Source organism: Brachybacterium phenoliresistens (genome assembly GCF_000576425.1).
Taxonomy (GTDB): Bacteria; Actinomycetota; Actinomycetes; order Actinomycetales; family Dermabacteraceae; genus Brachybacterium; species Brachybacterium phenoliresistens.
This window is the reverse complement of sequence record NZ_KK069994.1, coordinates 205,299-227,871: the sequence shown is the minus strand read 5'-3', so window position 1 is coordinate 227,871 and position 22,573 is coordinate 205,299. Positions and strand designations below refer to the sequence as shown.

Annotated in this window: 25 protein-coding genes; 1 reads left to right on the top strand and 24 read right to left on the bottom strand. The window is 73.4% G+C overall.

Annotation, left to right across the window (positions count from 1 at the left end; all coding sequences use genetic code 11):
- Positions 1–124: 124 nt before the first annotated feature.
- From BF93_RS10450 to rpsB, 8 genes are all read right to left on the bottom strand, one after another.
- The gene (locus BF93_RS10450; protein WP_038372452.1) at positions 125–1,465 is read right to left on the bottom strand and encodes a M50 family metallopeptidase; all 1,341 of its coding nucleotides are present in this window, start codon (positions 1,463–1,465) and stop codon (positions 125–127) included.
- A 46-nt stretch (positions 1,466–1,511) separates the two neighbouring features.
- A complete protein-coding gene (locus BF93_RS10445; protein WP_038372450.1) occupies positions 1,512–2,060 on the bottom strand; it encodes a DivIVA domain-containing protein in 549 nt (182 codons plus the stop codon).
- A 116-nt stretch (positions 2,061–2,176) separates the two neighbouring features.
- Positions 2,177–3,463 (bottom strand): dual-specificity RNA methyltransferase RlmN, encoded by a 1,287-nt coding sequence (rlmN, locus tag BF93_RS10440; protein ID WP_038372449.1) that lies wholly within the window; start codon positions 3,461–3,463, stop codon positions 2,177–2,179.
- Positions 3,460–4,497 (bottom strand): phosphatidate cytidylyltransferase, encoded by a 1,038-nt coding sequence (locus BF93_RS10435; protein WP_232226320.1) that lies wholly within the window; start codon positions 4,495–4,497, stop codon positions 3,460–3,462. Before BF93_RS10435 ends, rlmN begins: the two co-directional genes overlap by 4 nt.
- A gap of 24 nt (positions 4,498–4,521) precedes the next feature.
- On the bottom strand, positions 4,522–5,088 hold the full coding sequence (gene frr / locus BF93_RS10430) for a ribosome recycling factor (protein ID WP_038372448.1): 567 nt from the start codon (positions 5,086–5,088) through the stop codon (positions 4,522–4,524).
- Between the two features lie 124 nt (positions 5,089–5,212).
- On the bottom strand, positions 5,213–5,968 hold the full coding sequence (gene pyrH / locus BF93_RS10425; protein ID WP_038372447.1) for a UMP kinase: 756 nt from the start codon (positions 5,966–5,968) through the stop codon (positions 5,213–5,215).
- A gap of 158 nt (positions 5,969–6,126) precedes the next feature.
- The gene (gene tsf, locus BF93_RS10420) at positions 6,127–6,951 is read right to left on the bottom strand and encodes a translation elongation factor Ts (RefSeq protein ID WP_038372445.1); all 825 of its coding nucleotides are present in this window, start codon (positions 6,949–6,951) and stop codon (positions 6,127–6,129) included.
- 91 nt (positions 6,952–7,042) lie between these two features.
- On the bottom strand, positions 7,043–7,954 hold the full coding sequence (rpsB, locus tag BF93_RS10415) for a 30S ribosomal protein S2 (RefSeq protein ID WP_038372443.1): 912 nt from the start codon (positions 7,952–7,954) through the stop codon (positions 7,043–7,045).
- A 390-nt stretch (positions 7,955–8,344) separates the two neighbouring features.
- Here rpsB and BF93_RS10410 point away from each other — a divergent pair, with 390 nt between their 5' ends.
- Positions 8,345–9,031: a M23 family metallopeptidase gene (locus BF93_RS10410; RefSeq protein ID WP_084148453.1), complete on the top strand. Its 687-nt coding sequence runs from the start codon at positions 8,345–8,347 to the stop codon at positions 9,029–9,031.
- Positions 9,032–9,167: 136 nt separating this feature from the next.
- On the opposite strand, the gene BF93_RS10405 is transcribed toward BF93_RS10410, so the two are convergent.
- From BF93_RS10405 to BF93_RS10330, 16 genes are all read right to left on the bottom strand, one after another.
- Positions 9,168–10,175 (bottom strand): tyrosine recombinase XerC, encoded by a 1,008-nt coding sequence (locus BF93_RS10405; protein ID WP_038372441.1) that lies wholly within the window; start codon positions 10,173–10,175, stop codon positions 9,168–9,170.
- Positions 10,176–10,315: 140 nt separating this feature from the next.
- Positions 10,316–11,497 carry a DNA-processing protein DprA gene (gene dprA / locus BF93_RS10400; protein ID WP_038372438.1) on the bottom strand — a complete coding sequence of 394 codons (1,182 nt, stop codon included), beginning with the start codon at positions 11,495–11,497 and terminating at the stop codon, positions 10,316–10,318.
- On the bottom strand, positions 11,494–13,032 hold the full coding sequence (locus tag BF93_RS10395) for a YifB family Mg chelatase-like AAA ATPase (protein WP_038372436.1): 1,539 nt from the start codon (positions 13,030–13,032) through the stop codon (positions 11,494–11,496). Before BF93_RS10395 ends, dprA begins: the two co-directional genes overlap by 4 nt.
- A complete protein-coding gene (locus tag BF93_RS10390; protein WP_084148462.1) occupies positions 13,032–13,448 on the bottom strand; it encodes a YraN family protein in 417 nt (138 codons plus the stop codon). Before BF93_RS10390 ends, BF93_RS10395 begins: the two co-directional genes overlap by 1 nt.
- Positions 13,449–13,550: 102 nt before the next feature.
- Entirely contained in the window at positions 13,551–13,853 is a 303-nt protein-coding gene (locus BF93_RS10385) for a DUF2469 domain-containing protein (RefSeq protein WP_038372435.1), read from the bottom strand.
- Positions 13,850–14,647, bottom strand: a complete 798-nt coding sequence (locus BF93_RS10380) for a ribonuclease HII (RefSeq protein WP_198025405.1) — start codon at positions 14,645–14,647, stop codon at positions 13,850–13,852. Before BF93_RS10380 ends, BF93_RS10385 begins: the two co-directional genes overlap by 4 nt.
- Positions 14,644–15,489, bottom strand: a complete 846-nt coding sequence (gene lepB / locus BF93_RS10375) for a signal peptidase I (protein ID WP_084148452.1) — start codon at positions 15,487–15,489, stop codon at positions 14,644–14,646. Before lepB (BF93_RS10375) ends, BF93_RS10380 begins: the two co-directional genes overlap by 4 nt.
- A gap of 17 nt (positions 15,490–15,506) precedes the next feature.
- Entirely contained in the window at positions 15,507–16,082 is a 576-nt protein-coding gene (gene lepB / locus BF93_RS10370; protein WP_038372434.1) for a signal peptidase I, read from the bottom strand.
- Positions 16,083–16,116: 34 nt separating this feature from the next.
- Complete coding sequence (gene rplS, locus BF93_RS10365) at positions 16,117–16,464, bottom strand: 50S ribosomal protein L19 (protein ID WP_038372432.1); 348 nt, start codon at positions 16,462–16,464, stop codon at positions 16,117–16,119.
- Positions 16,465–16,726: 262 nt separating this feature from the next.
- Complete coding sequence (trmD, locus tag BF93_RS10360; RefSeq protein WP_038372431.1) at positions 16,727–17,485, bottom strand: tRNA (guanosine(37)-N1)-methyltransferase TrmD; 759 nt, start codon at positions 17,483–17,485, stop codon at positions 16,727–16,729.
- Positions 17,485–18,033: a ribosome maturation factor RimM gene (gene rimM, locus BF93_RS10355; RefSeq protein WP_038372428.1), complete on the bottom strand. Its 549-nt coding sequence runs from the start codon at positions 18,031–18,033 to the stop codon at positions 17,485–17,487. Before rimM ends, trmD begins: the two co-directional genes overlap by 1 nt.
- Positions 18,030–18,932: a hypothetical protein gene (locus tag BF93_RS10350; protein WP_084148451.1), complete on the bottom strand. Its 903-nt coding sequence runs from the start codon at positions 18,930–18,932 to the stop codon at positions 18,030–18,032. Before BF93_RS10350 ends, rimM begins: the two co-directional genes overlap by 4 nt.
- Before the next feature lie 19 nt (positions 18,933–18,951).
- Positions 18,952–19,194 carry an RNA-binding protein gene (locus tag BF93_RS10345; protein ID WP_038372427.1) on the bottom strand — a complete coding sequence of 81 codons (243 nt, stop codon included), beginning with the start codon at positions 19,192–19,194 and terminating at the stop codon, positions 18,952–18,954.
- Positions 19,195–19,196: 2 nt separating this feature from the next.
- The gene (gene rpsP, locus BF93_RS10340; RefSeq protein ID WP_038372424.1) at positions 19,197–19,658 is read right to left on the bottom strand and encodes a 30S ribosomal protein S16; all 462 of its coding nucleotides are present in this window, start codon (positions 19,656–19,658) and stop codon (positions 19,197–19,199) included.
- A 226-nt stretch (positions 19,659–19,884) separates the two neighbouring features.
- Complete coding sequence (locus BF93_RS10335; RefSeq protein WP_084148450.1) at positions 19,885–21,297, bottom strand: Nramp family divalent metal transporter; 1,413 nt, start codon at positions 21,295–21,297, stop codon at positions 19,885–19,887.
- A 30-nt stretch (positions 21,298–21,327) separates the two neighbouring features.
- Complete coding sequence (locus BF93_RS10330; RefSeq protein WP_084148449.1) at positions 21,328–22,485, bottom strand: amidohydrolase family protein; 1,158 nt, start codon at positions 22,483–22,485, stop codon at positions 21,328–21,330.
- Between the last annotated feature and the right edge of the window lie 88 nt (positions 22,486–22,573).

The following is a 22,573-nucleotide window of genomic DNA, read 5'->3' as shown; positions in this document are numbered from 1 at the left end:
CGCAGGGCCGGTTGCGGTCATCGCCCCATTATGTGGCACCGATCGGCTCATCGGGGACGGACCGGGGAGCGCCGTGCTCCCGGGCACGGCGGCGCATGCCGCGGTCCGCGCCGGCGGGCTGCGGTCACGGGAAGAGGGTGATGGGCTTGACGATGTCCGCATACAGCAGCAGCACCGTCATCACCAGGAACACCGAGGCGACCGCATAGGTCAGCGGCAGCAGCCGCGACATGTCCACCGGCCCCGGGTCGGGGCGCCCGCGCAGACGGGCCCACGCGCGCCGCACCCCTTCGACGAGGGCGCCGAGGACATGGCCGCCGTCCAGCGGCATCAGGGGGATCAGGTTGAAGACGAACAGGGCCATGTTCAACGAGGCGAGCATCGACAGCAGGGTCGCGATCTTCTCCCGCAGCTCGAAGCCGGGCTGCTCGGCGGCGGCGACCTCCCCCGCGAGGCGGGACACGCCCACCACGCCGATGGGACCGTTCGGGTCGCGCTCCTGGGTGCCGAAGGCGGCCTGCCCCACCTCCCACAGGCGCACCGGGAGGCTGATCACGATCCGGGCGGTGCCGGTGAACGCCTCCCAGGCCATGCCGGGGACCCGGGCGGGCGACTGCCGCACCAGGTCCGGGGTGCCGGCGACGCCGAGGAATCCCACCTGCTCGGTGACGAGCTCGCCGTCCGCGTCGAGCACGGCGCGGCCGTCGGCGTCCAGCACCGGCCGGGCGTCGACGATCGGGGTGGCCTGCAGGGTCAGCTGCTCGCCGTCCCGGGAGACGACGACGTCGACGGTGCGGTCGCCGGCGGCCCGCACCGAGGCCGTCACGTCGCCCCAGCCGTCGATGTCCCGACCATCGATGCTCAGCAGCACGTCCCCGGGCTCGATGCCCGCGGCGGCCGCGGGCGCCGGCGGCATGCCCTCGCAGCTGGTGCCCTCCGGCGCATCGGCCGGCAGCACGCACTGCGAGACGGTGCTCACCGTCGGGGTGACGCCCGGCAGACCGATGCCGCACACCAGCACGCCCAGGATCAGCACCGACAGCACCAGGTTCATGGCGGGCCCGCCGAGCATGACGACGAGCTTCTTGGGCACCGCGAGCGCGCTGAAGGTGCGCTGCGCGTCCTCCGGGCCGTACTGGGATGCCTCCCAGTCCTTCGCCTCCGCGGACATCTGCTGGAAGAACCCGGTGGAATGCTCGCGGATGGTCCCCGGGGCGTCGTCGCGGCGCGGCGGGTACATGCCGATCATCCGGATGTATCCGCCCAGCGGCAGCGCCTTGATCCCGTACTCCGTCTCGCCGCGCCGGCGCGCGAGCACGGTGGGGCCGAAGCCGATCATGTACTGGGTCACGCGCACGCCGAAGGCCTTCGCAGGGACCAGGTGCCCGAGCTCGTGCAGGGCGATGGACACCGCCAGCCCCACGGCGATCGCCAGCACGCCCAGGACGAACAGCAGGACGCTCATGCGCGGGGTGCCCGGCGGGGCGGCCGCGGCGCCCGGGGTCCGCGGGTCACGGCACGGACGCCATCACATCCGCGACATGGTCGAGGTACACGTCGACCACGGCCTCCTGGTAGCCGACCGGGCCCTTGCGGCGGCGGAAGGCCGCCCGGCGGACGTCGTCCACGCTCATCGGCAGCCCGTCGGTGAAGTAGGCGATCAGCTGGTCGCAGAGGGCGTCGACATCGGCCATGTCGTAGGAGGGCTCGCCCGCGGAGGCCGGGGCGAAGCGCTGCCCGGCCGGGCGCTCGAGACGCTCCTTGAGGGCCTCGGCGCGCTCGGTCAGCTGGGCGATCCACGCGGCCTCGCCCTCGCGGGCGATCGCCTCGTCGCGGGCCTGCAGCGCGAACGCGTCGGAGAGGCGGTCCAGCGCCTCGTCCACGGTGCGCATGTCGTAGCCGCCGCGCTCGGTGCCGAAGCTCGCCGTGGCGACATCGGAGCCGTCGAACGAGGGGTCCTTGCTCTCGTAGGCGCTGCGGGCCCGCGAGAGGAAATCGTCGACCTCCGCCGTCGCATAGCCCACGCTGAAGCGCGAGACGCGCTCGAAGGATGTGCTCACCTGTGGTCCTTCCTCGATGCCGGAACGGGTACCACTGTAACCATCCGGGGACTGTCCTCCTGGGAGGCCGCCCCGCTCCGCGGACGGGGCGGGCGCGGCCGGGCCGGCGGCCGCGGTCACGAGTCCTGGGTCGCGATCGCCTCGACCCGGGCGACCCGCGCCTCGCGGTCCGCGCGATGGGCGTCGGACTCGAGCACCTCCGCGGCCAGCTGGCCGCAGGCGCCGTCGATGTCCGAGCCGCGGGTGTCGCGGATCGTGGCGCGGATCCCGGCCGCGCGCAGGGTCTCCACGAAGCGCTTCTCGACGAAGGGATCCGATGCGGTCCACTTCGAGCCCTTCACGGGGTTCAGCGGGATCGGGTTCACGTGCACCCAGCCGGTGCCGCCCTTGGCGATGAGACGGTCCGCGAGCAGCTGCGCCCGATGGGCCTGGTCGTTGATGTCGCGGATCAGCGCGTACTCGATGCTCACCCGGCGGCCCGTGGCCTGGAAGTACTCGTGGGCGGCCGAGAGGATCTCGTCCACGTCGAAGCGCGTGTTGATGGGCACCAGCTCGTCGCGCAGGGCGTCGTCCGGGGCGTGGAGGGAGACCGCGAGCGTCACCGGGATCTCCTCCTTGATGAGCTTGCGGACCGCCGGGGCCAGGCCGACGGTGGAGACGGTGATGCTGCGCGCGCTCATCCCGAAGCCCTCCGGCGAGGGGGCGTTCAGGCGCTTGCAGACCGTCGCCACGGGGCGGTAGTTCGCCAGCGGCTCGCCCATGCCCATGAAGACGATGTTGCTCACGCGGGTGACGGGGTTCTCGCCCTCCTGGGCGGGGACCTCCCCGGCCGCGAGCTTGGCGTTGGCGATGCGGACCTGCTCGAGGATCTCCGCGGCGGAGAGGTTGCGGGTCAGGCCCATCTGCCCGGTCGCGCAGAACGGGCAGTTCATGCCGCAGCCGGCCTCCGAGGAGATGCACAGCGTGACCCGGCCCGTGTAGCGCATGAGCACCGACTCCACGAGGGATCCGTCGAACAGGCGCCAGAGCATCTTCTGCGTGGCGCCGTGGTCGGCGGCCTGCATCGAGACCAGCTCGAGCAGCGGCGGGAAGAAGCGCTCGACGAGCGTGGCGCGCAGATCCTTGGGGATGTCCGTGAGGTCGTCCGGATCGGTCGTCGCGTGGTCGAAGTAGTGCTTGGACAGCTGGTTGGCCCGGAAGGCGGGCAGACCCATCTCCACCACGGCGGCGCGCCGCTCCGCGAGGGTGAGGTCGGCCAGGTGCGAGGGGGCCTTGCCGCGGCGGGTGGGCCGCAGCTGCAGCTGGCCGGGGGCCAGGGCGACCTTCTCCCCCGGCACGGCCTCCCGGGAGAGGTCGGGCAGGTCGACGGGGCGGCGGGAGGGGTCGGAACCGGTGGCGCTCATGGGAGCAGGATCTCCAGGAGGATGTAGGTGCAGGGGGCGGCGAGAAGGATGGAGTCGACGCGGTCCAGGACCCCGCCGTGCCCGGGCAGCAGGTGCCCCATGTCCTTGAGGCCCAGGTCGCGCTTGATGAGGGACTCGGCGAGATCCCCGCAGGTCGAGACGACCACGATGACGGCGCCGAGGATCAGCCCCGCCCACCAGGGCGCCCCCAGCCCGAGGACCATGACGCCGACGGCGCTCGCGACGCCGATGACGAGGGAGCCGGCGAAGCCCTCCCAGCTCTTCTTCGGGCTGATCCCCGGGGCCATCGGATGCGCCCCGAACAGGACGCCGGCGACGTAGCCCCCCACGTCGTTGGCGACGGGGACGACGATCGCCAGCAGCACGGCGAAGGCGCCGGCGGGACGGTCGTGCAGGAGCAGCAGGAAGCAGCCGAGGAAGGGGATCCACGCGATCGTGAGCACGCCCGCGCACACGTCGCGCAGCGCCGGCAGGCCGAGGGACTCCGAGACCCGCCAGACGATGAGCACGCAGATCGCGACGGCGGTCGCCACGATCAGACCGTCCACCCCGAACACGACGGTCGAGACGACCATGCCGATGCCGCCGACGAGGACGGGCATCGCCGGGACCTGCAGACCGCCCTGGCCCAGGGCGCGGGTCAGCTCGAGCACCCCCAGCACGATGCCGACGGCCACCACTGCGGGAAGGGCCGCAGGCAGCAGGAACAGCGTGCCCAGGACGACCGCGCCGAGACCGAGACCGACCCCGATCGCCGCCGGGAGGTTGCGCCCCGGACCCCGACGGGCGCCGTGGCTCTCCGCCCCGTCCCCGCCGGCCGAGCGCGCCTCGGCGGCCTTCTGCACGCGCGAGCGGGCATCGGCCTCCTGGGCGCGGGCGAGGACCGCGCTGTGCCGGATCCCGCCCGTGCGCGCACCGTGACGGTCGGGGCGCCCGGGGACGCCGACGACCGCCTCGGCGGGTGCCGAGGCGGTCTGCGGGCCGCCGGGCTGCGGCGGGGTCGGGGAGGTCACGGGAGCGGCCGGCTCTGCTCGGTCTCAGACCGTGGCCAGCTCCGTCTCCTTCGCGGAGAGGGCGACGTCGACCAGCTCGATGTACTTCTTGGTGAGGACCTCGAGCTCCTTCTCGGCACGGGTGCCCTCGTCCTCGCCGATCTCCTTGTCCTTGACCAGCTTCTCGATGGCCTTCTTCGCGTTGCCGCGCGTGCCGCGCACGGCGACCTTGCCGTCCTCGGCCTTGTTCTTGGCGAGCTTGACGTACTCCTTGCGCCGCTCCTCGGTGAGGGCGGGCAGGACCACGCGGAGGTTGTCGCCGTTGTTGGTCGGGTTGACGCCGAGATCGGACTCGCGCAGCGCGGACTCGACGGCGGGCATCGCCGTCTTGTCGTACGGGGTCACGATCACGGTGCGGGCCTCGGGGAACTGCAGCGAGGCGAGCTGGTTCAGGGGGGTCGGGGCGCCGTAGTACTCGACCTCGATGCCCTGGAACATCGCCGCGTTGGCCCGCCCGGTGCGGATCGCGGAGAAGTCCTCCTTGGTCACCTCGACGGACTTGGTCATCTTGGCTTCGGCGTCCTTCAGGATGCCGGCGACGTCGTCGCTCACGATGTGCTCCTCTTGGTTCTAGCGGATCTCACGGGACATTCTCCCCCACCGCGGCGCACAGGTCAGGGACCTCGGCGGGGCGGGGCGGTCGGGCGCCGGTCGCCGCAGCGGCCGGCGCCGGGGCTCAGCTGCCGGTGACGACGGTGCCGATCCGGTCGCCCTTCATGGCGCGGGTGATGTTGCCGGACTCGTCCAGGCCGAACACCATCATCTGCTGCGCGTTGTCCATGCACAGGCTGAAGGCGGTCGCGTCGACGACCTTGAGCCCCTTCTTCAGGGCCTCGTCGTAGGTGATGTGCTCGAGCTTCTCGGCGTCGGGGTTCGAGCGGGGATCGGCGGTGTACACGCCGTCCACCCCGTTCTTGGCCATCAGCACCTCGTCGCAGCCGATCTCCAGGGCGCGCTGCACGGCCACCGTGTCGGTGGAGAAGTACGGCATGCCGGCGCCGGCGCCGAAGATGACCACGCGGCCCTTCTCGAGGTGGCGCACGGCCCGCAGCGGCAGGTAGGGCTCGGCGACCTGGCCCATGGTGATGGCGGTCTGCACGCGGGTGGAGACGCCCTTCTGCTCGAGGAAGTCCTGCAGGGCCAGGCAGTTCATGACGGTGCCGAGCATGCCCATGTAGTCGGCGCGGCGGCGGTCCATGCCGCGCTGGGAGAGCTCGGCGCCGCGGAAGAAGTTCCCGCCGCCCACGACGATGGCGCACTCGATCCCCTGGGCGACGCCCTCGGCGATCTCCGCGGCGACGCGGGAGACGACATCGGGATCCACGCCCACGGCCCCGCCGCCGAACGCCTCTCCGGAGAGCTTGAGCAGCACGCGCCGGCCGTCGCCCTTCTTGGGGAGGACGGGGATCGGGGAGGTGTACGTCTGGGTCATTCGGGGGTCCTTCCGCTGAGGGTCACCGGTGATGCTACCGGCGCGCCCCCGCACCGAGAGTGCGGGGGCGCGGGTTGGAGAGGGCGATCACGCCGGGCCGGGAGAGGTTCTCCGGGCCGATGGCGCGACCGCCCTGCTCGGGTGCTGCGATGCGTCGGTCAGTTGCCGACGCGGAAGCGGACGAATCCGGTGACGGTGCCGCCGGCGGCCTCGAGGACCTTGCCGACGGTCTGCTTGGCGTCCTTGGCGAAGGCCTGCTCGAGCAGGACGTTCTCCTTGAAGAAGCCGTTGAGGCGACCCTCGACGATCTTCGGGAGAGCCTTCTCGGGCTTGCCCTCGTTCTTCGCGGTCTCCTCGGCGATGCGACGCTCGTTCTCGACCTGGTCGGCCGGGACCTCGTCACGGGTGAGGTACAGCGGCGAGTACGCGGCGATGTGCATCGCCACGTCGCGCGCCACCTCGGCGCCGGCGGCGTCGGTGGCCACGAGGACGCCCACCTGCGGGGGGAGGTCCTTGTTGGTGCGGTGCATGTAGGCGGTGACGACCTCGCCCTGCACCCGGCCGATGCGGCGGACCAGGATCTTCTCGCCCATGGTGGCGCCCGCGTTGGTGAGCGCCTCGCCGAAGGGGGTGTCGGCGAGCTGCTCCGGCTCGGTCGCGCCGGACTCGACGGCGGCGGCCACGGCCTCGTCGCCCAGGGCGACGAACTTGTCGTTCTTGGCGACGAAGTCGGTCTCGGAGTTCAGCTCGACGAGGGTGCCCTGCTGGCCGCCCTCGACGTCGCGCACGTCGAAGGCCACGAGACCCTCGGAGGCGCTGCGGCCCTCGCGCTTGGCGATGCCCTTGAGGCCCTTGACGCGGATCAGCTCGACGGCCTTCGCCTTGTCGCCGTCGGCCTCGTCGAGCGCCTTCTTGACGTCGAGCATGCCGGCGCCGGTGGCCTCGCGGATCTCCTTGATGTCAGCAGCGGTGTAGTTCGCCATATGTCTCTCCCTAGGGATGGTGGGGAATGTCGATGGGTGACGGGGCTGGTCACAGTTCCGGGGAGGCGGATCCGCCTCCCCGGAACGATGATCACTCGGCCTTGGCGGCCTCGGCGTCCTGGGGCGCCTCGGCGGGGGCCTCGGTGGACTCCGCGCCCTCGACGGCCTCGGCGCCCTCGGCCTGGAGGGGGGTCTCCTCGGCCGGGGCGTCGGACTGCTGGACCTCGGACTGCTTGAGCAGCTCCTGCTCCCACTCGGCCAGCGGCTCGGCCTCGACGGCCGAGACGTTCTTCTCGCCCTGGGTGTTCTTCTGGTGACGCTCCTGCAGGCCCGCGGCGACGGCGTCGGCCACCACGCGGGTCAGGAGGGTGACGGAGCGGATCGCGTCGTCGTTGCCCGGGATCGGGTAGGTGACCTCGTCGGGATCGCAGTTGGTGTCCAGGATCGCGACGACGGGGATGTTGAGCTTCTGCGCCTCGTCGACGGCGAGGTGCTCCTTGTTGGTGTCCACGATCCACACGGCCGAGGGGGTGCGGGCCATGTCGCGGATGCCGCCGAGGGTCTTCTCCAGCTTGTCCTTCTCGCGGCGCATCATCAGCAGCTCCTTCTTGGTGCGGCCGGAGGAGGCCACATCGTCGAAGTCGATCTGCTCGAGCTCCTTGAGGCGGTTCACGCGCGCGGAGACCGTCTGCAGGTTGGTGAGCATGCCGCCCAGCCAGCGCTGGTTCACGAAGGGCATGCCCACGCGGGTCGCCTGCTCGCGGATGGACTCCTGCGCCTGCTTCTTGGTGCCGACGAAGAGGATCGTGCCGCCGTGCGAGACCGTCTGCTTGACGAACTCGTACGCCTTGTCGATGTAGGTGAGCGTCTGCATCAGGTCGACGATGTAGATGCCGTTGCGCTCGGTGAAGATGAAGCGCTTCATCTTCGGGTTCCAGCGGCGGGTCTGGTGTCCGAAGTGGACGCCGCTCTCGAGGAGCTGGCGCATAGTGACGACTGCCATGATGTCCTGTCTTCCGACCCGGGGCTCACGCGGCGCACCCGAAGGGCGTCCACGGTCGTGGCGCCGGGCCTTGTTCTCGGTTGTCCCCCGCACCGGGATGATGCGGAGCCTGGTGCCCAGGTCCCGGACCGCCCCGCGAGGGGACCGATGGTCCGGGCGTCCCTGATGGGCACGCGAAGTCATCCGGACGGACCGGATGCCACGGCGAGTCTATCCGATGGCCCGGGCCGGGCACGCCCTCCCGGGGGCGCGATCGGTCACGTCCTCCCGCACCGGCTCCTGTTGCCCGCCCGCTCCCGCGCCGGGGCCGCTCCTCCTCCCCAGGCGCCGGGCGTCCCCAGTCCCCGTCCGGGCCTGGCCCGTGCCGGCGCCCCGGAGGATCCTGCGGTCATGACCAGGATCATGCCGGCCGGGCGGGTGCCCGGCGCACGCGGGCCCCTGCACCTCCTCGCCCTCCTCGCCCTGCTGCTGGCGGTGCTCGTGCTCCCCGCGGCCCCGGCGCACGGCGAGGGATCGGGCCGATGGCTGTGGCCCGTCGCCCCGCCGCACCCGGTGGTGCGCCCCTTCGAGGCGCCCGCGCATCGCTATGCGGCGGGGCACCGCGGGATCGACATCTCCGGCGCGGACGGGACCGTGCGCGCCGTGGAGGACGGGACGGTGCGCTTCGCCGGCATGGTCGCGGGGCGCCCGGTGCTCTCGATCCTCCACGGCGACGGTCTCGTCTCGACCTACGAGCCGGTGGTGGCGAGCGTGGCCGAGGGCGATCCGGTCACGGCCGGGAGCGTGGTCGGCGCTCTGTGGGCGGAGGGCACGCACTGTCCCACCGGTCCGTGCCTGCACCTCGGCGCCCGGCGCGGCGAGGACTACCTGGACCCGCTGATGCTGCTCGGCGAGCGCGGACCGAGCGTGCTGCAGCCGCTGGAGGGGGCGGGCTCCGGGGCCGATGCCCTCGGCGGTTCCCGGGCCGGTCCCGGAGGCGTCCCCCGCAGCGGGGCTCGGGGCGCGCAGGCGGCGCCTCCCGCAGAGGCCCGGTCTCCCCGCTGCGCGCCGCGTGCGCCGTGCCCGATCCTGCATTGAGGTCGGGCCTCGCGACGCGCTGGCCGATGCTCCGGCGCCCCGGTGCGCTGCCCCGTGCGCCGGCGCCGCGGCGCGAGGCTGGGCGGTCGGCGCGCAAGGCTGCGCTGCGCGGCGCGGCGCAGCCTCAGGCGAGGCCTCAGGCGCGGGGGTGGGCCTGGTCGATCGTGCGGCGCAGCCTCTCGGCGCTGACGTGGGTATAGATCTGCGTCGTCGCGAGGGAGGAATGGCCCAAGAAGTCCTGCACGCTGCGCAGATCCGCGCCGCCCTCGACGAGGTGGGTCGCCGCGGTGTGGCGCAGGGTGTGCGGGGTGACGTGGCGCGAGATCCCGGCGCTGCGCGCGAGCCGGTCCACGAGCGTGCGCACCGCCCGATCGCCGATGCGCCGCCCCCGCACCCCGAGGAACAGCGCGTCCGCCTCCCACGGCGCGGCGCCCGCGCCGAGGACGGGCCGACCGTCCTGCTCCCAGGCCTGGATCGCGGCGAGCGCCGGGATGCCGACGGGGACGATGCGCTCCTTGTCCCCCTTGCCGATCACCCGGACGGTCCGCCGGCGCCGATCCAGGTCCCCAGTGTCCAGGCCGACCAGCTCGGAGACCCGCAGCCCCGAGGAGTACAGCAGCTCGAGGATCGCCGTGTCCCGCAGGTCGACCGCACGCTGCCGTGCCGCCGCGTCGGGATCCGTGCCGCCGTCCCGCGCCGGAGGCGCGCCGTCGGGCGACGAGGTCGACGAGGGCGGCGGATCGGCCTGGGCCGGTCCTGCGGCGGAGACGAGGTCGAGGGCCTGGGACCCGGTCAGGACGGTCGGGAGGTGGCGACCGCGGCGCGGCGCCTTGAGCCGGTGGCCGACGTCGTGGGGCACCCGTCCGGTGGCGGCGAGCCAGGTCGAGAAGGTGCGCGCCGCCGCGGCGGACCGGGCGAGCGTCGCCGAGCTCGCCCCCGACTCCGCCCGCGTCCCGAGCCAGGACCGCAGTGCGGCGACGTCGAGCTCGGCCAGCTCGATCCGCTCGACCCTGCGCAGGTGCTCGAGGATGCCGCGGGCCTCGCGCACGTACCCGCGCACGGTGTGCTCGGAGCGGCCGCGTTCGAGGCGCAGATGCGCCGCGTAGGCGTCCACCACGGCCTCGTCCTGCTCCTCCGCATCCATCCCCCCAGTGTGACAGGCCCGCCGCCCCGCGCACGGCGGCGCGCCCCCGGGCCGCCGGCTGCTCGAGGCGCCAGCGGCCCGCGCGGCGTCGACGGCGCTCGCGGGTCAGCGGCGCTCGCGGGGTCAGCGGCGCGCGCGGGTCAGCGGCGCGCCCGGCGCACCAGGTCCCCGTCCATCCGCACCGCGCCGAACAGCTCGAGCCGGCCCACGGCGGCCAGCACCTCCTCGGGGGTGCGCCCGACGGAATCGGCGAGCGCGGCGAGGGTCGCCGCGGAGCGCGGGGGCACGGCGTCGAGCACGCGCCGGTCGGCGGGGCTGAACAGGTCCAGCTCGTCCTGCACGGCGTGCGAGGAGTCCCCGGCGGGTGCCGCGCCCGGCAGCAGTTCCATGACCTCGGCGGCCTCGGTGACCAGGACGGCGCCGCGCTCGCGGATCAGTCGGTGGCACCCCGCGGAGGCCGCCGAGGTGACCGGCCCCGGAACGGCCGCGACCTCTCGGGAGAGGTCATCGGCCCGGCGCGCCGTGGACAGGGCGCCCGAGCGCCAGGATGCCTCCACCACGACGGTCACCTGGGCGAGCGCTGCGATCAGGCGGTTCCGGGCGAGGAACCGCCAGCGGGTCGGGGCGGTGCCCATCGGCGCCTCGCTGACCAGGACGCTGCGTTCGCGGATCGTCTCCAGCAGCCGCGTGTTCCCGCGCGGGTAGAGGGAGTCCAGGCCGCCGGCGAGGACGGCGATGGTCGGGGCGCCGTCCGCGGCCAGGGCGCCGCGGTGCGCGGCGGCGTCGATCCCGTAGGCACCGCCGCTGATCACCGCGATGTCCCGCGAGGCCAGCGCGGCCGCCATGGTGCCGGCCGCATCCTCCCCGTAGGGGGTGGAGGCGCGCGACCCGACGAGCGCGACGGAGCCGCGGCGCGCGGAGAGGTCCACGTCGCCCTCGCCCAGCGCCCACAGGCAGGGCGGGACGGCGCTGCGGAGGTCGGCCAGGACGTGCGGCCACTGCGGGGCCTCGGGCACGAGCACGCGGATGCCGCGGCGGCCGGCCAGCTCGAGGTGCTGCGCCGGATCGACCACCCGCAGCCGCGCCCTCCAGCGGGCGAGGGCCTGCTCGATGCGTCGCCGGGGGTTCCTGCTGCCGCCGTCGGCCGCGGGATCCGCCGGCGGATCGCCGAGGATGGCATGCGTCTCGGCGGCGCTCGCCTCCCGCGCCAGCGCGAGGGCGTCGACGGGCCCCAGCTCGTCGCGGGCCGTCATCGCGATGATGTCGGAGGGTTCGGCGATGAGCGACCAGGTGACCCGGGCCAGGAGGTCGTCGGGGTTCATGTGCGGTCCTTCCCGCGCAGGGAGAGCGCAGTTCCGATGTGGTCGCCGTCCGGGATCTCCGCCCCGTCGAGATCGGCGAGGGTCCATGCCACGCGCAGCACGCGGTCGTGGCCGCGCAGGGTCAGACGCCCCTGGTCCACGGCCTCCTCGAGCATCCGCCGGCCGCCCCGTTCGGGGGCGAGGTCCCCGCGCAGGGCGCTGCCGGGGATCTGGGAGTTCGTCGTCCAGGGCAGGGCGGCGAAGCGCCGGCGCTGGCGCTCGCGGGCCGCGCGGACGCGCCGCGCGATCGCCGCGCTGGGCTCGCCTGCCGCGTCGACGCGGCGCAGGTCCACGGGTCCTACCTCGACCCGCATGTCGATGCGGTCCAGCACCGGCCCCGACAGGCGTGCCAGGTAGCGCCGCCGTTGCAGGGGTGTGCACGTGCACCGGTCCCCGCGCCCCCACGCATGACCGCAGGGGCAGGGGTTCGCGGCCATGACCAGCTGGAACCGGGCGGGATAGCGGGTGATGCCGCGGGCACGGTGCAGGGTGACGTCGCCCGTCTCCAGCGGCTCGCGCAGCGCCTCCAGCACCCGGGAGGGGAACTCGGGCGCCTCGTCGAGGAACAGCACCCCGGCGTGGGCGCGGGAGATCGCGCCGGGCCGGGCCAGCCCCGGTCCGCCGCCGACCACGGAGGCGGTGGTCGCCGTGTGGTGCGGAGCCTCGAAGGGCGGATCCGTGATCAGCCCGGCGCGGGCGTCGAAGCCGCCGCTGAGGGAGTGGATCGCGCTGACGTCGAGCGCGTCCCGGTTCCCCAGCGGAGGGAGGATCCCGGGGATCCGCGCCGCGATCATCGTCTTGCCGGCGCCCGGCGGCCCGGCCAGCAGCAGGTGGTGGCCTCCCGCGGCGGCGACCTCGGCGGCGCGCCGCGCCTGCAGCTGCCCGAGGACGTCGCAGAAGTCGAGCCGCTCCCTCCGCTCCGGGTCCGGGGCCCGGGCCGCGGCGGGCAGCGACTGCTGCGGGGCGGGCGGGTGCACCTCGGCGCGCGAGCCGTGATGGCGGAGCACCTCGCACAGATCCTCCGCCGGGACCACGCCGATGCCCTCGACCAGGCGCGCCTCATCGGCATCGGCCGCGGGCACGACCGCCCGGCCCACCCCGGCCCGGCGGGCCGCCAGCAGCGCCGGCAGGGTCCCGGGGACGGGACGGATCCGCCCGTCCAGACCCAGCTCGCCGAGATGGACGACCCCGGCGATGTCCTCCGCCTCGAGGTCCCCCTGGGCGGCGAGGACGGCGATCGCGATCGCCAGGTCGAAGCCCGAGCCGTGCTTCGGGAGCCAGGCCGGCTGCATGTTGACCGCGATGCGGCGCTGGGCGATGCCGGCCCCGATCTGGGCGGCCGCGGCGCGCACGCGCTCCCGGGCCTGGAGCATGGAGGAGTCGGGGAGGCCGACGAGGTGGAAGGCCGGCAGCCCGGCGGCGACATCGGCCTCGACCTCCACGACGGTGCCCTCGAGGCCGGTGAGGGCGACGGCGAGCGTCCGTGCGACGGGCATCAGGCCACCGCCCGCAGGTGCTCCAGAGAGCAGACGTCCTGCGCGGCGAACACGGCGAGGACGTCGATGCGCAGATCGCGGTGCGGCGGGGAGCTGTGCAGGAGGTACTCCCCCGCCAGGCGCCGCAGCCGGCGCACCTTCTCCGGGGTGACTGCGGCCTGCGGCACCCCGGTCAGGAGGGTGCGGCGCGTCTTCACCTCCGCGAAGACGAGAGTGGTGCCCTCCAGCGCGATGATGTCCAGCTCCCCGCGACCCACCCGGACATTGCGGTCGATCACCTGCCACCCGGCCCGGGCGAGGTGGTCAGCGGCGAGATCCTCGCCGAGGCGGCCGAGCTCGAGGGTGCTCAGGCGGGCGATGCGGACGCCCGGCGGGACGGGGATGAGATGCGGCGGGGCCGCGGCGGCGCTGTTCATGCGCCTCAGCGTCGTGCGCGGGGCGCCGCCGCGCATCCGTCCGCGGCCGACTGTGGATGGGCGCCCGGTGGGGAGGACCAGCCGGACCCGCCGCCGCCGGGATCAGGGCAGCGAGATGTCCGGCTTCGCGATCTCCTCGATGTTGACGTCCTTGAACGTCACCACCCGCACCGAGCGCACGAAGCGGCTCGAGCGGTAGATGTCCCACACCCACACGTCGGCGAGGGTCAGCTCGTAGAAGACCTCCCCGCCCGCGGAGCGGACCTGCAGGTCCACCTGGTTGGCGAGGTAGAAGCGCCGCTCGGTCTCGACGACATAGGTGAACAGGCTCACCACGTCGCGGTACTCGCGGAAGAGCTGCAGTTCGAGGTCGGACTCGTAGTTCTCGAGATCCTGCGTGTTCACCGGTGTCCCTCCTGCTCCGCGGGGATGCTGCGGCGCGGGTCGATCTCCCACAGCACGCCGGCGCTCGGCGTGCCCGTCAGGTTCCACGACGCGCGATGCTCGGCATGGATTCCGTGCTCCGTGATCGCGTCGCGGTGCACAGCCGCACCGTATCCCTTGTTGGAGTCCCACGCATACTGCGGGGCGCTCGCATGCAGCTGCGTCATCCGCGCGTCGCGGGCGACCTTCGCCAGCACGCTCGCGGCGGCCACGCTGCGGCAGTCCCGGTCGGCCTTGACCCGCACGGTCACCGGCACCGGCGGCAGTCCGCGGCCGCGCAGGGCGCCGCTGAGGACGTCGACGGAGCCGTCGATGATCACGGCGTCGGGCAGGACGCCGTCGCCCTCGGGGGTGCGCAGGTCCTCGAGGGCCCGCAGGGCGGCCTCGGTGAGGGCGGCGGAGATGCCGATCCGGTCGATCTCCTGCGCCGGCACCCAGCCGATCCCCGTCGCCGCGGCGGCGACGGCGATCGGCGCGACCAGCGCCTCGCGCCGGCGCGCGGTGAGGGCCTTGGAGTCGCGCACGCCCTCGGGCAGGGCGGTGACGACCTGTCCCTCGAGCACGCGGACGGCGCAGGCGCCCACGGTGACCGGGCCGGCCAGGGCGCCGCGGCCCACCTCGTCGAGGCCGACCACGAGCACGTCGGGGCCGATCGCGCGGGCGACCTCGAGCTCGACGTCGAAGCTGGGCTCCGTCGCGGTGCGAGGAGCGGCGGGGCGGCGGGCGGCGGGGCCCGCGGCGGTGCGGGGGCTCACGGTGCGGCGGGGACCTCGGCGAAGGCGTCGCTGCCGTCGCCCAGCCCGGCCCAGTTCCGGACCGGCCAGAAGACGGACACGGCCTTGCCGGTCACATCCTCGACGGGGACGAAGGCCTCCTCGCCGTGAGTGAAGTGCCAGGCCGAATCGGCGGAGGCGTGACGGTTGTCGCCCATCACCCACACCGAGCCGGAGGGCACGGTGACGTCGAAGGGCCGCTGGCAGGCTCCGCCGTCGGGGTTGATGTAGGGCTCGTCGACCTCGACGCCGTTGACCTGGACCGCCGCGCCGGAGGCGCTGCAGACGACGTGGTCGCCGGGCAGGCCGATGAGACGCTTGACCAGATGGTCCTGCGAGGGGTCCGGGGCCAGCCCCACCACGCTCAGGACCATCATGATCCGGGTGCGCACGGTGGGGTTCTCGGTGGCGTCGCCCTCGAGCCAGTTCGCGGGATCCTCGAAGACGATGACGTCGCCGCGCTCGAGGTCGAACACGCCGGGGGTGAGCTTGGAGACGATGATCTTGTCGTCCACCTGCAGGGTCGGGTTCATCGACTCCGAGGGGATGTAGAACGGCTGGATGAGGAAGGTCTTCACGAGCACCGCGATGATCAGCGCCCCGACCATCGTCACGAGGTACTCCATCCAGCCGCCGCCGCGGGATCCGCGGTGGCCGCGACGCCCCTCGGCGTGACCGCCCTCGTCGGCGGGGCCGTCGTCCTCGTGCTGCGCCTCGGGATCGACCCCGGCCGCGGAGCTGTCGCCGGCAGGATCCCGCCGCGCGCCGGAGGGACCGGTGCCGGGGTCGCCGGCCGGGCCGGTCGGGGGCGTGGAGGTGCTCATCGCCCCGATCCTATCCGTCACAGCGCGCCGCTCCTGGGAGGCGGCCAGACGATGCGACGCGCCTCACCGACCACCCGATCCACGGGCACCATCCCCCCGCCGGGCGCGCCCAGGAGGCTGCGGGAGTCGGTGGAGTCGGCACGGTTGTCCCCCAGCAGGAACATCCGCCCCTCGGGCACCTCCAGGTCGAAGGCGACGAGCGAGGGCGCGGTGCCGGGCGCGAGATAGGGCTCGGCGATCGGCTCGCCGTCCACGAGGATCGCGCCGGCGTCGTCGCAGCAGGTCACGCGATCCCCGCCGACGGCGATCACGCGCTTGACCCAGTAGTGGCCCGTGCCGTCCTGCCCGCCGAAGTAGCCCCGGCCGTCGAAGACGACGACCTGGCCCCGCTCCGCGGAGCGCCGGCTCTGGCGGTCCACCAGGATCACGTCGCCGGCGCGCAGGGTCGGCTCCATCGACGCCGAGGGCACCTCGAAGGGCTCGACCACGAGGTGACGGATCGTGAACGCCGCCACCAGCAGCAGCACGACGAGAACGGCGGCAGCCACCAGTGGGGGCTGCCGCCGTCGGGGTCGATCCTCGAGCTCGCTCATGCGCGGCTCGGCACGGACCGGGATCCTCGCGCGATCAGTTGAAGCGCTTCTCCTTGATGCGGGCCTTCTTGCCGGTGAGGCCGCGCAGGTAGTACAGCTTCGCGCGGCGGACGTCGCCGCGGGTGACGACCTCGATCTTCTCGATGGTCGGAGCGTGCACCGGGAACACGCGCTCCACGCCCACGCCGAAGGAGACCTTGCGGACGCGGAACGTCTCGCGGATGCCGTCGCCCTGGCGGGCGATGACGTAGCCCTGGAAGACCTGGACACGAGAGCGGTTGCCCTCGACGACCTTCACGTGGACCTTGACGTTGTCGCCGGAGCGGAACTCCGGGATATCGTCGCGCATCTGAGCCTTGTCGAGCTCGTCGAGCTTCTGCATGTGTTCACTCCCGCTGACCGCCTCAGGTCGGACAGCTCGCTGGGGACGGGCCGTGGGCCCCTCCGGGGAACTGATGATCCGGCGGGAGCCTGCGCTCCCGTGCCGGTGTGCTGGGCCTCTGGCAGCGACTCCCATCGCCACGGACCTGCCCGGTCGCTTCTGCGCGCCTCCCCTGAGGCAGGGGCGCGCGCGACACGCACGAGGAGTCATTCTGCCAGGTGCCGGGGTGCCCGGCAAGCGCCCGGACCGGCCGATGCGCTGGTCAGGCGGCCGATCCGCTGTCGCCTGCGTCACGCCCGGCGTCCAGGAGGTCGGGGCGGCGCTCCCGCGTCCGGGCGAGCGACTGCTCCTCCCGCCAGCGCGCGATGCGCCCGTGGTCCCCGGACAGCAGGATCTCGGGCACGCGGCGCTCGACCCCGTCGGGGTCGATCCACAGCGCCGGCTTGGTGTAGATCGGGTACTCGAGCAGCCCGTGGGAGTGGGACTCCTCGACCACGGACTCCGGGTTGCCGAGCACGCCGGGGACCAGGCGCACCACGGCCTCGGTGATCGCGAGCACGGCGACCTCGCCGCCGTTGAGCACGTAGTCCCCCAGGGAGATCAGGCGCACGCTCGCGCCGCGCGCGGCGAGGTGCTCGTACACGCGCTCGTCGATCCCCTCGTAGCGGCCGCAGGCGAAGACCAGCCACGGGCTCGTCGACAGCTCCCGGGCGGTCGCCTGGACCAGCGGCGCCCCGGCGGGGTTGGGGAAGAGGATCTCCGGACGGGCCTGCTCGCCGAGGGCGGCGCGGCCCTCGGCGAGCACGTGGGCGAAGGCCTCCGCCCACGGCTCGGGCTTCATGACCATGCCCGCTCCCCCGCCCACCGGGGTGTCGTCCACGGTGCGGTGCCGGTCATGGGTGAAGGTCCGCAGGTCGTGGACGTGCAGATCCACCAGGCCGTCGCGCCGCGCCTTGCCGATCAGCGACAGCTCGAGGGGCGCGAGGTACTCGGGGAAGATCGTGACGACGTCGATGCGCATCAGGCGCGCTCGCTCTCGGCGTTCTCCGGATCGAACAGGCCGCCGGGCGGGTCGGCGATCACCACGCCCGCCTCGAGGTCGACCTCGGGCACGAGCTGCTCGACCAGCGGCAGCATGACCCGGCGGCCATCGGCCGTGCGGACGATCAGCAGATCCTGCGCCGGGTAGTGCTCGAGGCCCGCGACCACGCCGAGCTCGGTCCCGTCGACGTGCCGGACGGGCAGGCCCTGCAGGTCGGAGGGGTACCAGGCGTCGGGGTCCTCATCGGCCTCCTCGTCCAGGTCGATCTCCAGGGAGAGCTCGGCGCCCCGCAGCGACTCCGCGGCGCTGCGGTCCGCGACCTCCGCGAAGCGCGCGTACCAGCGGCCCGACTGGGTGCGGGTGGAGGCGATGGTGAGGGTGCGCGGCCTGCCGCCGTCCTCGATCTCGAAGGCGGTGCCGTCGGCCAGGCGCACCTCCGGCTGATCGGTGCGCACGATCAGAGCGACCTCCCCGCGCAGCCCGTGCGCCTTGCCGATGGTCGCCACGACCACATCGCGATGGTTCATACCAGTCCCTCTCCGTCCTCGTCGTCCTGCTCGTCCTGCTGCTGCTCGCCCACGCCGGCGTCGTACCCGACGGCCCCGCAGGCCCCGCCCAGCTGCTCGAGGGGCTCCTGCAGCCCCGGCGAGCGGAGGTCGCCCTCGACCGCATCGGAGAAGGGCGCCCGCACCGCGGTGAGGGCCTCGCGCACGCCGTCGTCGTCGACCGCGGCGATCTCCTGGTCCAGTCGGGCGAGGGTCGCCTCGACCTCGTCCATCCCGTCCTCGGGGACGGTCTGCGGGGTCCGGCCCACGAGCTTGAACATGTTCGAGGTGAGCACGTTGGCGTTGCCGAAGACGGTGAAGGTGCTCGGGGTGTCGAAGATGTCCGCGCAGGTGAGGGCGGCGGGCTTGGTGCCGTCCTCCCCGGGGGCGTGGAACCATGCCGCGGCGTCCGAGACGGGCGCGCACCCCTGGGCGAGCTCGTCCATCGCGGTGCGCAGCGCCTCGAGGTCGCCGTCGGCCCCCTGCGCCGCCTCGGTCCGGAACCATGCGGCGACCGCGCCCGCGCTGCCCTGGAGCTCTGCCGGCGCCCCCGAGAACGCCGCATCGACGTCGTCCCCGGTGAGGGCATAGAACATGGGGTCCGACGCCCCGTTCTCGGAGGCGGTGCCGGCACGGTCCAGCACGTCGCGGGACAGCGGCCGGGTGTAGTCGGGATCGCCCCAGAATCTCGTGCAGGCCTCGACGGCGGCCGGGTCGGCGCTCGGCTCGGCCGTGGTCGCGGGAGAGGACGCCTCCGGGGTGGTGCCGCCGCCCGGACCCGCGGTCGGCACCGTGCAGGCGCCGAGCACGCCGATGCCCAGCAGCAGCACTCCCGCGGCATGCCGGAGGCGGCGCCGGAAGCCGGCGCCGCCTCGGGTCATGCGGTGTGCTGTGCGCGCGTCAGCGGCGGTCGACATCGACGATGTCCACGCGGACCGAGTCCTCGGACAGGGCCGCGGTCACCGTGCGCAGGGCGCGGGCGGTGCGACCGGACCGGCCGATCACGCGGCCCAGGTCCTCCGGGTTGACGCGGACCTCGAGAAGAGGACCACGGCGCGTGGACTTCTCCTGGACGCGCACGTCGTCGGGGTTGTCGACGATCCCGCGGACCAGATGGTCCAGTGCCTCGGCGCGAGCGCTCATGCTCAGGCCTCGTCGGCAGCGGCCTGGGCGTCCTCGGTGGTCTCGCCCTCGGCGGGAGCCTCCTCGGAGCCCGGCGCGACCTCGTCGGAGGCCTTCGCCTTCTTGGCACCCTCACGGGACTCGACGGCGGCCTTGTCGGCCTCGGCGATGAGGTCCTCGGCGGAGGCCTTGGCGGACTTCGAGCGGAGGGTGCCCTCGGCGCCCTCCTCGCCCTTGAACTTCTGCCAGTCACCGGTGATCTTGAGGATCGCCGCGACCTGCTCGGTGGGCTGCGCGCCCACGCCGAGCCAGTACTGCGCACGCTCGGAGGCGACCTCGATGAACGAGGGCTCCTCGGTGGGGTGGTACTTGCCGATCTCCTCGATCACGGCGCCGTCGCGCTTCTTGCGCGAGTCGGCCACGACGATGCGGTAGTACGGTGCACGGATCTTGCCCATGCGCTTGAGACGAATCTTGACGGCCACGAGTGTGGACTCTCCTTCGAAGGATGTTCGGGTGAGATCTGCCGCGGCCTGTGGGGTCATGCGGGCGCCGGCGTCACTCGGGGTGTCGCGCCATGGCGGGTAGAGGGCCGGCCAGGACGCATACAGCGCCCAAGTATGCCAGCACGGGCCGGACGCTTCCACCCGCCCGCCTGTGCCGCTGGGCACAGGCGGGCCCGTCGGCCCCTCGGCGGCGGCCCCTCGGCCCTCAGCCCATCAGCGTCGAGACCGCGTCGATCAGCTGGTTCACGCCCAGCACCAGGAAGATCAGCGCGACGATCCCGAGCACGATGTTGCCGCCCGCACGGCTGCGCCAGGCCGGGGGGACATGGCGCGAGTTGAGCAGGAACAGCAGCGTGAGCGCGAGGAACGGCATGAAGAACGACCCGAGCACGCCGTAGGCGACGATGATCTGCACCGGCTTGCCCAGCAGCAGCAGGAGCATCGGCGGGAAGGTCAGCCACAGGATGTAGAAGCGATAGGAGCGGCTGCCGATCCGCCGGGCGGGGTCATCGGCCGGGAGTCCTCGCACGCTCCCCCAGAAGTCGGCGAACATGATCGAGACGCCGTTCCACACCCCGATCACGGAGGAGAACGAGGAGGCCCAGAACCCGATGAGGAAGACCCAGCTCATGACCGCGCCGTAGCGGTCCGCGAGCACGCCCGCGAGGTCCACGAGCCCCTGGTCGCCCTGCCCCACGGCGATCCCGGCGCTGTACAGCAGTTCCGCGCCGACGATGAGCATGGCGATCACAAACACGCCGGAGAGCACGTAGGCCATCGCGTTGTCCAGACGCATGACCTTCATCCAGCGCGGGGTCGACCAGCCCTTCTCCACCAGCCAGTAGCCGTAGGCCGCGAGCGTGATGGTGCCGCCGACGCCGCCGGCGATGCTCAGGGTGTAGACCAGGCCGCCCTCGGGGATCCGGGGGATCAGGCCGGAGGCGATCTGGCCGAGGTTCGGCACGGTCACCGCGGCGGCGCCGACCACGGTCACGAACATGACGCCGACCAGGACGGCGATGATCTTCTCCAGGCGCCGGTAGTGGCCCAGCCACACCAGGGCGGCACCGATCAGGCCCGAGGCGACGGCGTACGCGATCAGCGGGATCCGCGTGATCGCCTCGATGTCCCCGATCACGGGCAGCTGCGGGATCAGCGCGACCAGCGGCAGCGCGGAGGCGGACATGGCCGTCGCACCGTACACGAAGCCCCAGATCACGATGTACAGGCCGAAGTAGATCGAGGCCCAGGCGCCCAGGCGCCGCCAGCCCTCGAAGATCGACAGACCGGTGGCCAGCGTCCAGCGTCCGGCGCCCTCGACGAGGAAGATCTTGATGATCACGCCGGCGACGGCCGCCCACAGCAGGGTGTAGCCGAAGCGGGACCCGGCCACGAGCGTGGCCACGAGGTCCCCGGCGCCGATGCCGGTGGCGGCGACCAGCAGCCCGGGGCCGATGATCTTCCAGCGCGGCGGCGGCCCGTCCTGCACGCCGGGATCCGCGGGGGCCGGACCGTCCGCCGAGGAGGGGCGGGCCGAGGAATGCGGGGAGGAGGAGCGGGGCTGGGGGGTGCGGGGCTGGGGGGTGCGGGCGTCCTCGCCCGATCCGGGAGCATCCATGCTCGCGATCGTACGTGCCCTCCTGCGGTCTCAGGCGCCGCGACGGATGATCTCCCCGCGGAGCACCACGGCCGACAGGTCCCGCAGCATCCGATGATCGCGACGCGGGTCCGCCGCGGTGACCAGCAGATCCGCCGGGGCGCCGTCCTCGAGACCGGGCACGCCGAGGAACTCCCGCGGGGCCCAGGCGGCCGCGGTGAGGATCTGCGTCCCGTCGAGGCCCGCGCGGGCGAGCTCGTCGAGCTCGTCGTGGATGATCCCGTGCCCCAGCACCCCGCCGGCGTCGGTTCCCACCAGCAGCGGCACCCCGGCCTCGAGGGCGCTGCGGGTCCTCTCGAAGCGCCCGTCGCGCAGGCGGCGCATATGGGCGGCGTAGGCGGGGAACTTCCGCTCGCCCTGGTCGGCGTACTCGGTGAAGTGGTCGACGTTGACGAGGGTCGTCACCACCGGCACCCCGGCCGCGGCGGCGCGGGCGATCGTCTCGTCGGTGAGACCGGTGGCGTGCTCGAGGCAGTCGAAGCCGGCGTCCAGGACCAGCGGGAGGGTCTCCTCGTCGAAGGTGTGGGTGGTGATCCGCGCCCCGGCGGCGTGGGCGGCATCGGCCGCGGCGGCGAAGTCCTCGGCCGACCAGGTCGGGGCGAGGTCCCCGGCCGAGCGGTCGATCCAGTCCCCCACCAGCTTGACCCAGCCGTCCGAGCGCTCCGCCTCGGTGCGGACGGCGTCGGCGAGCTGGTCCGGTTCGATCTCGTGGGCGTAGCCGATGAGGTAGCGCCGGGTGCGGGCGAGGTGGCGCCCGCAGCGGATCAGCCGCGGCAGGCGGTGCCCGGCCGCGCCGGGGGAAGGGTTCTGGAGGGCCCGGGTGTCGATGATCGATCCGGCATCGCGCATCAGCAGGACGCCGGTGTCGCGGTCGGTGATGGCCTGCGCCCGTGCCTCGGCGAGGCTGGTGCCTCCCCCGCCGTCGCCGATGCCGATGTGGCAGTGCAGGTCCGCCAGCCCCGGCACGACGAATCCGTCGATCTCGAGCACCTCGGTGCGAGCGGGCAGCTCCGGCCGCCGGTGGTGGATGCGGCCGCCCGCCACCCAGGCCTCGGCCAGCTCCTCCTCGGGGCTCAGCAGGATCGGCCCGCGCAGATGCAGCACGGGATGGCCGGGGGTCAGGGCAGCGTCGTCCGTCGTCGTCTCCACACCCCGAGGGTAGCCCGCACCGCGCTCGCCCTCGACGAGATCGACCAGAGCATCCCGGGGCGGGACGCTCTGGTCGACGTCGTGCGAC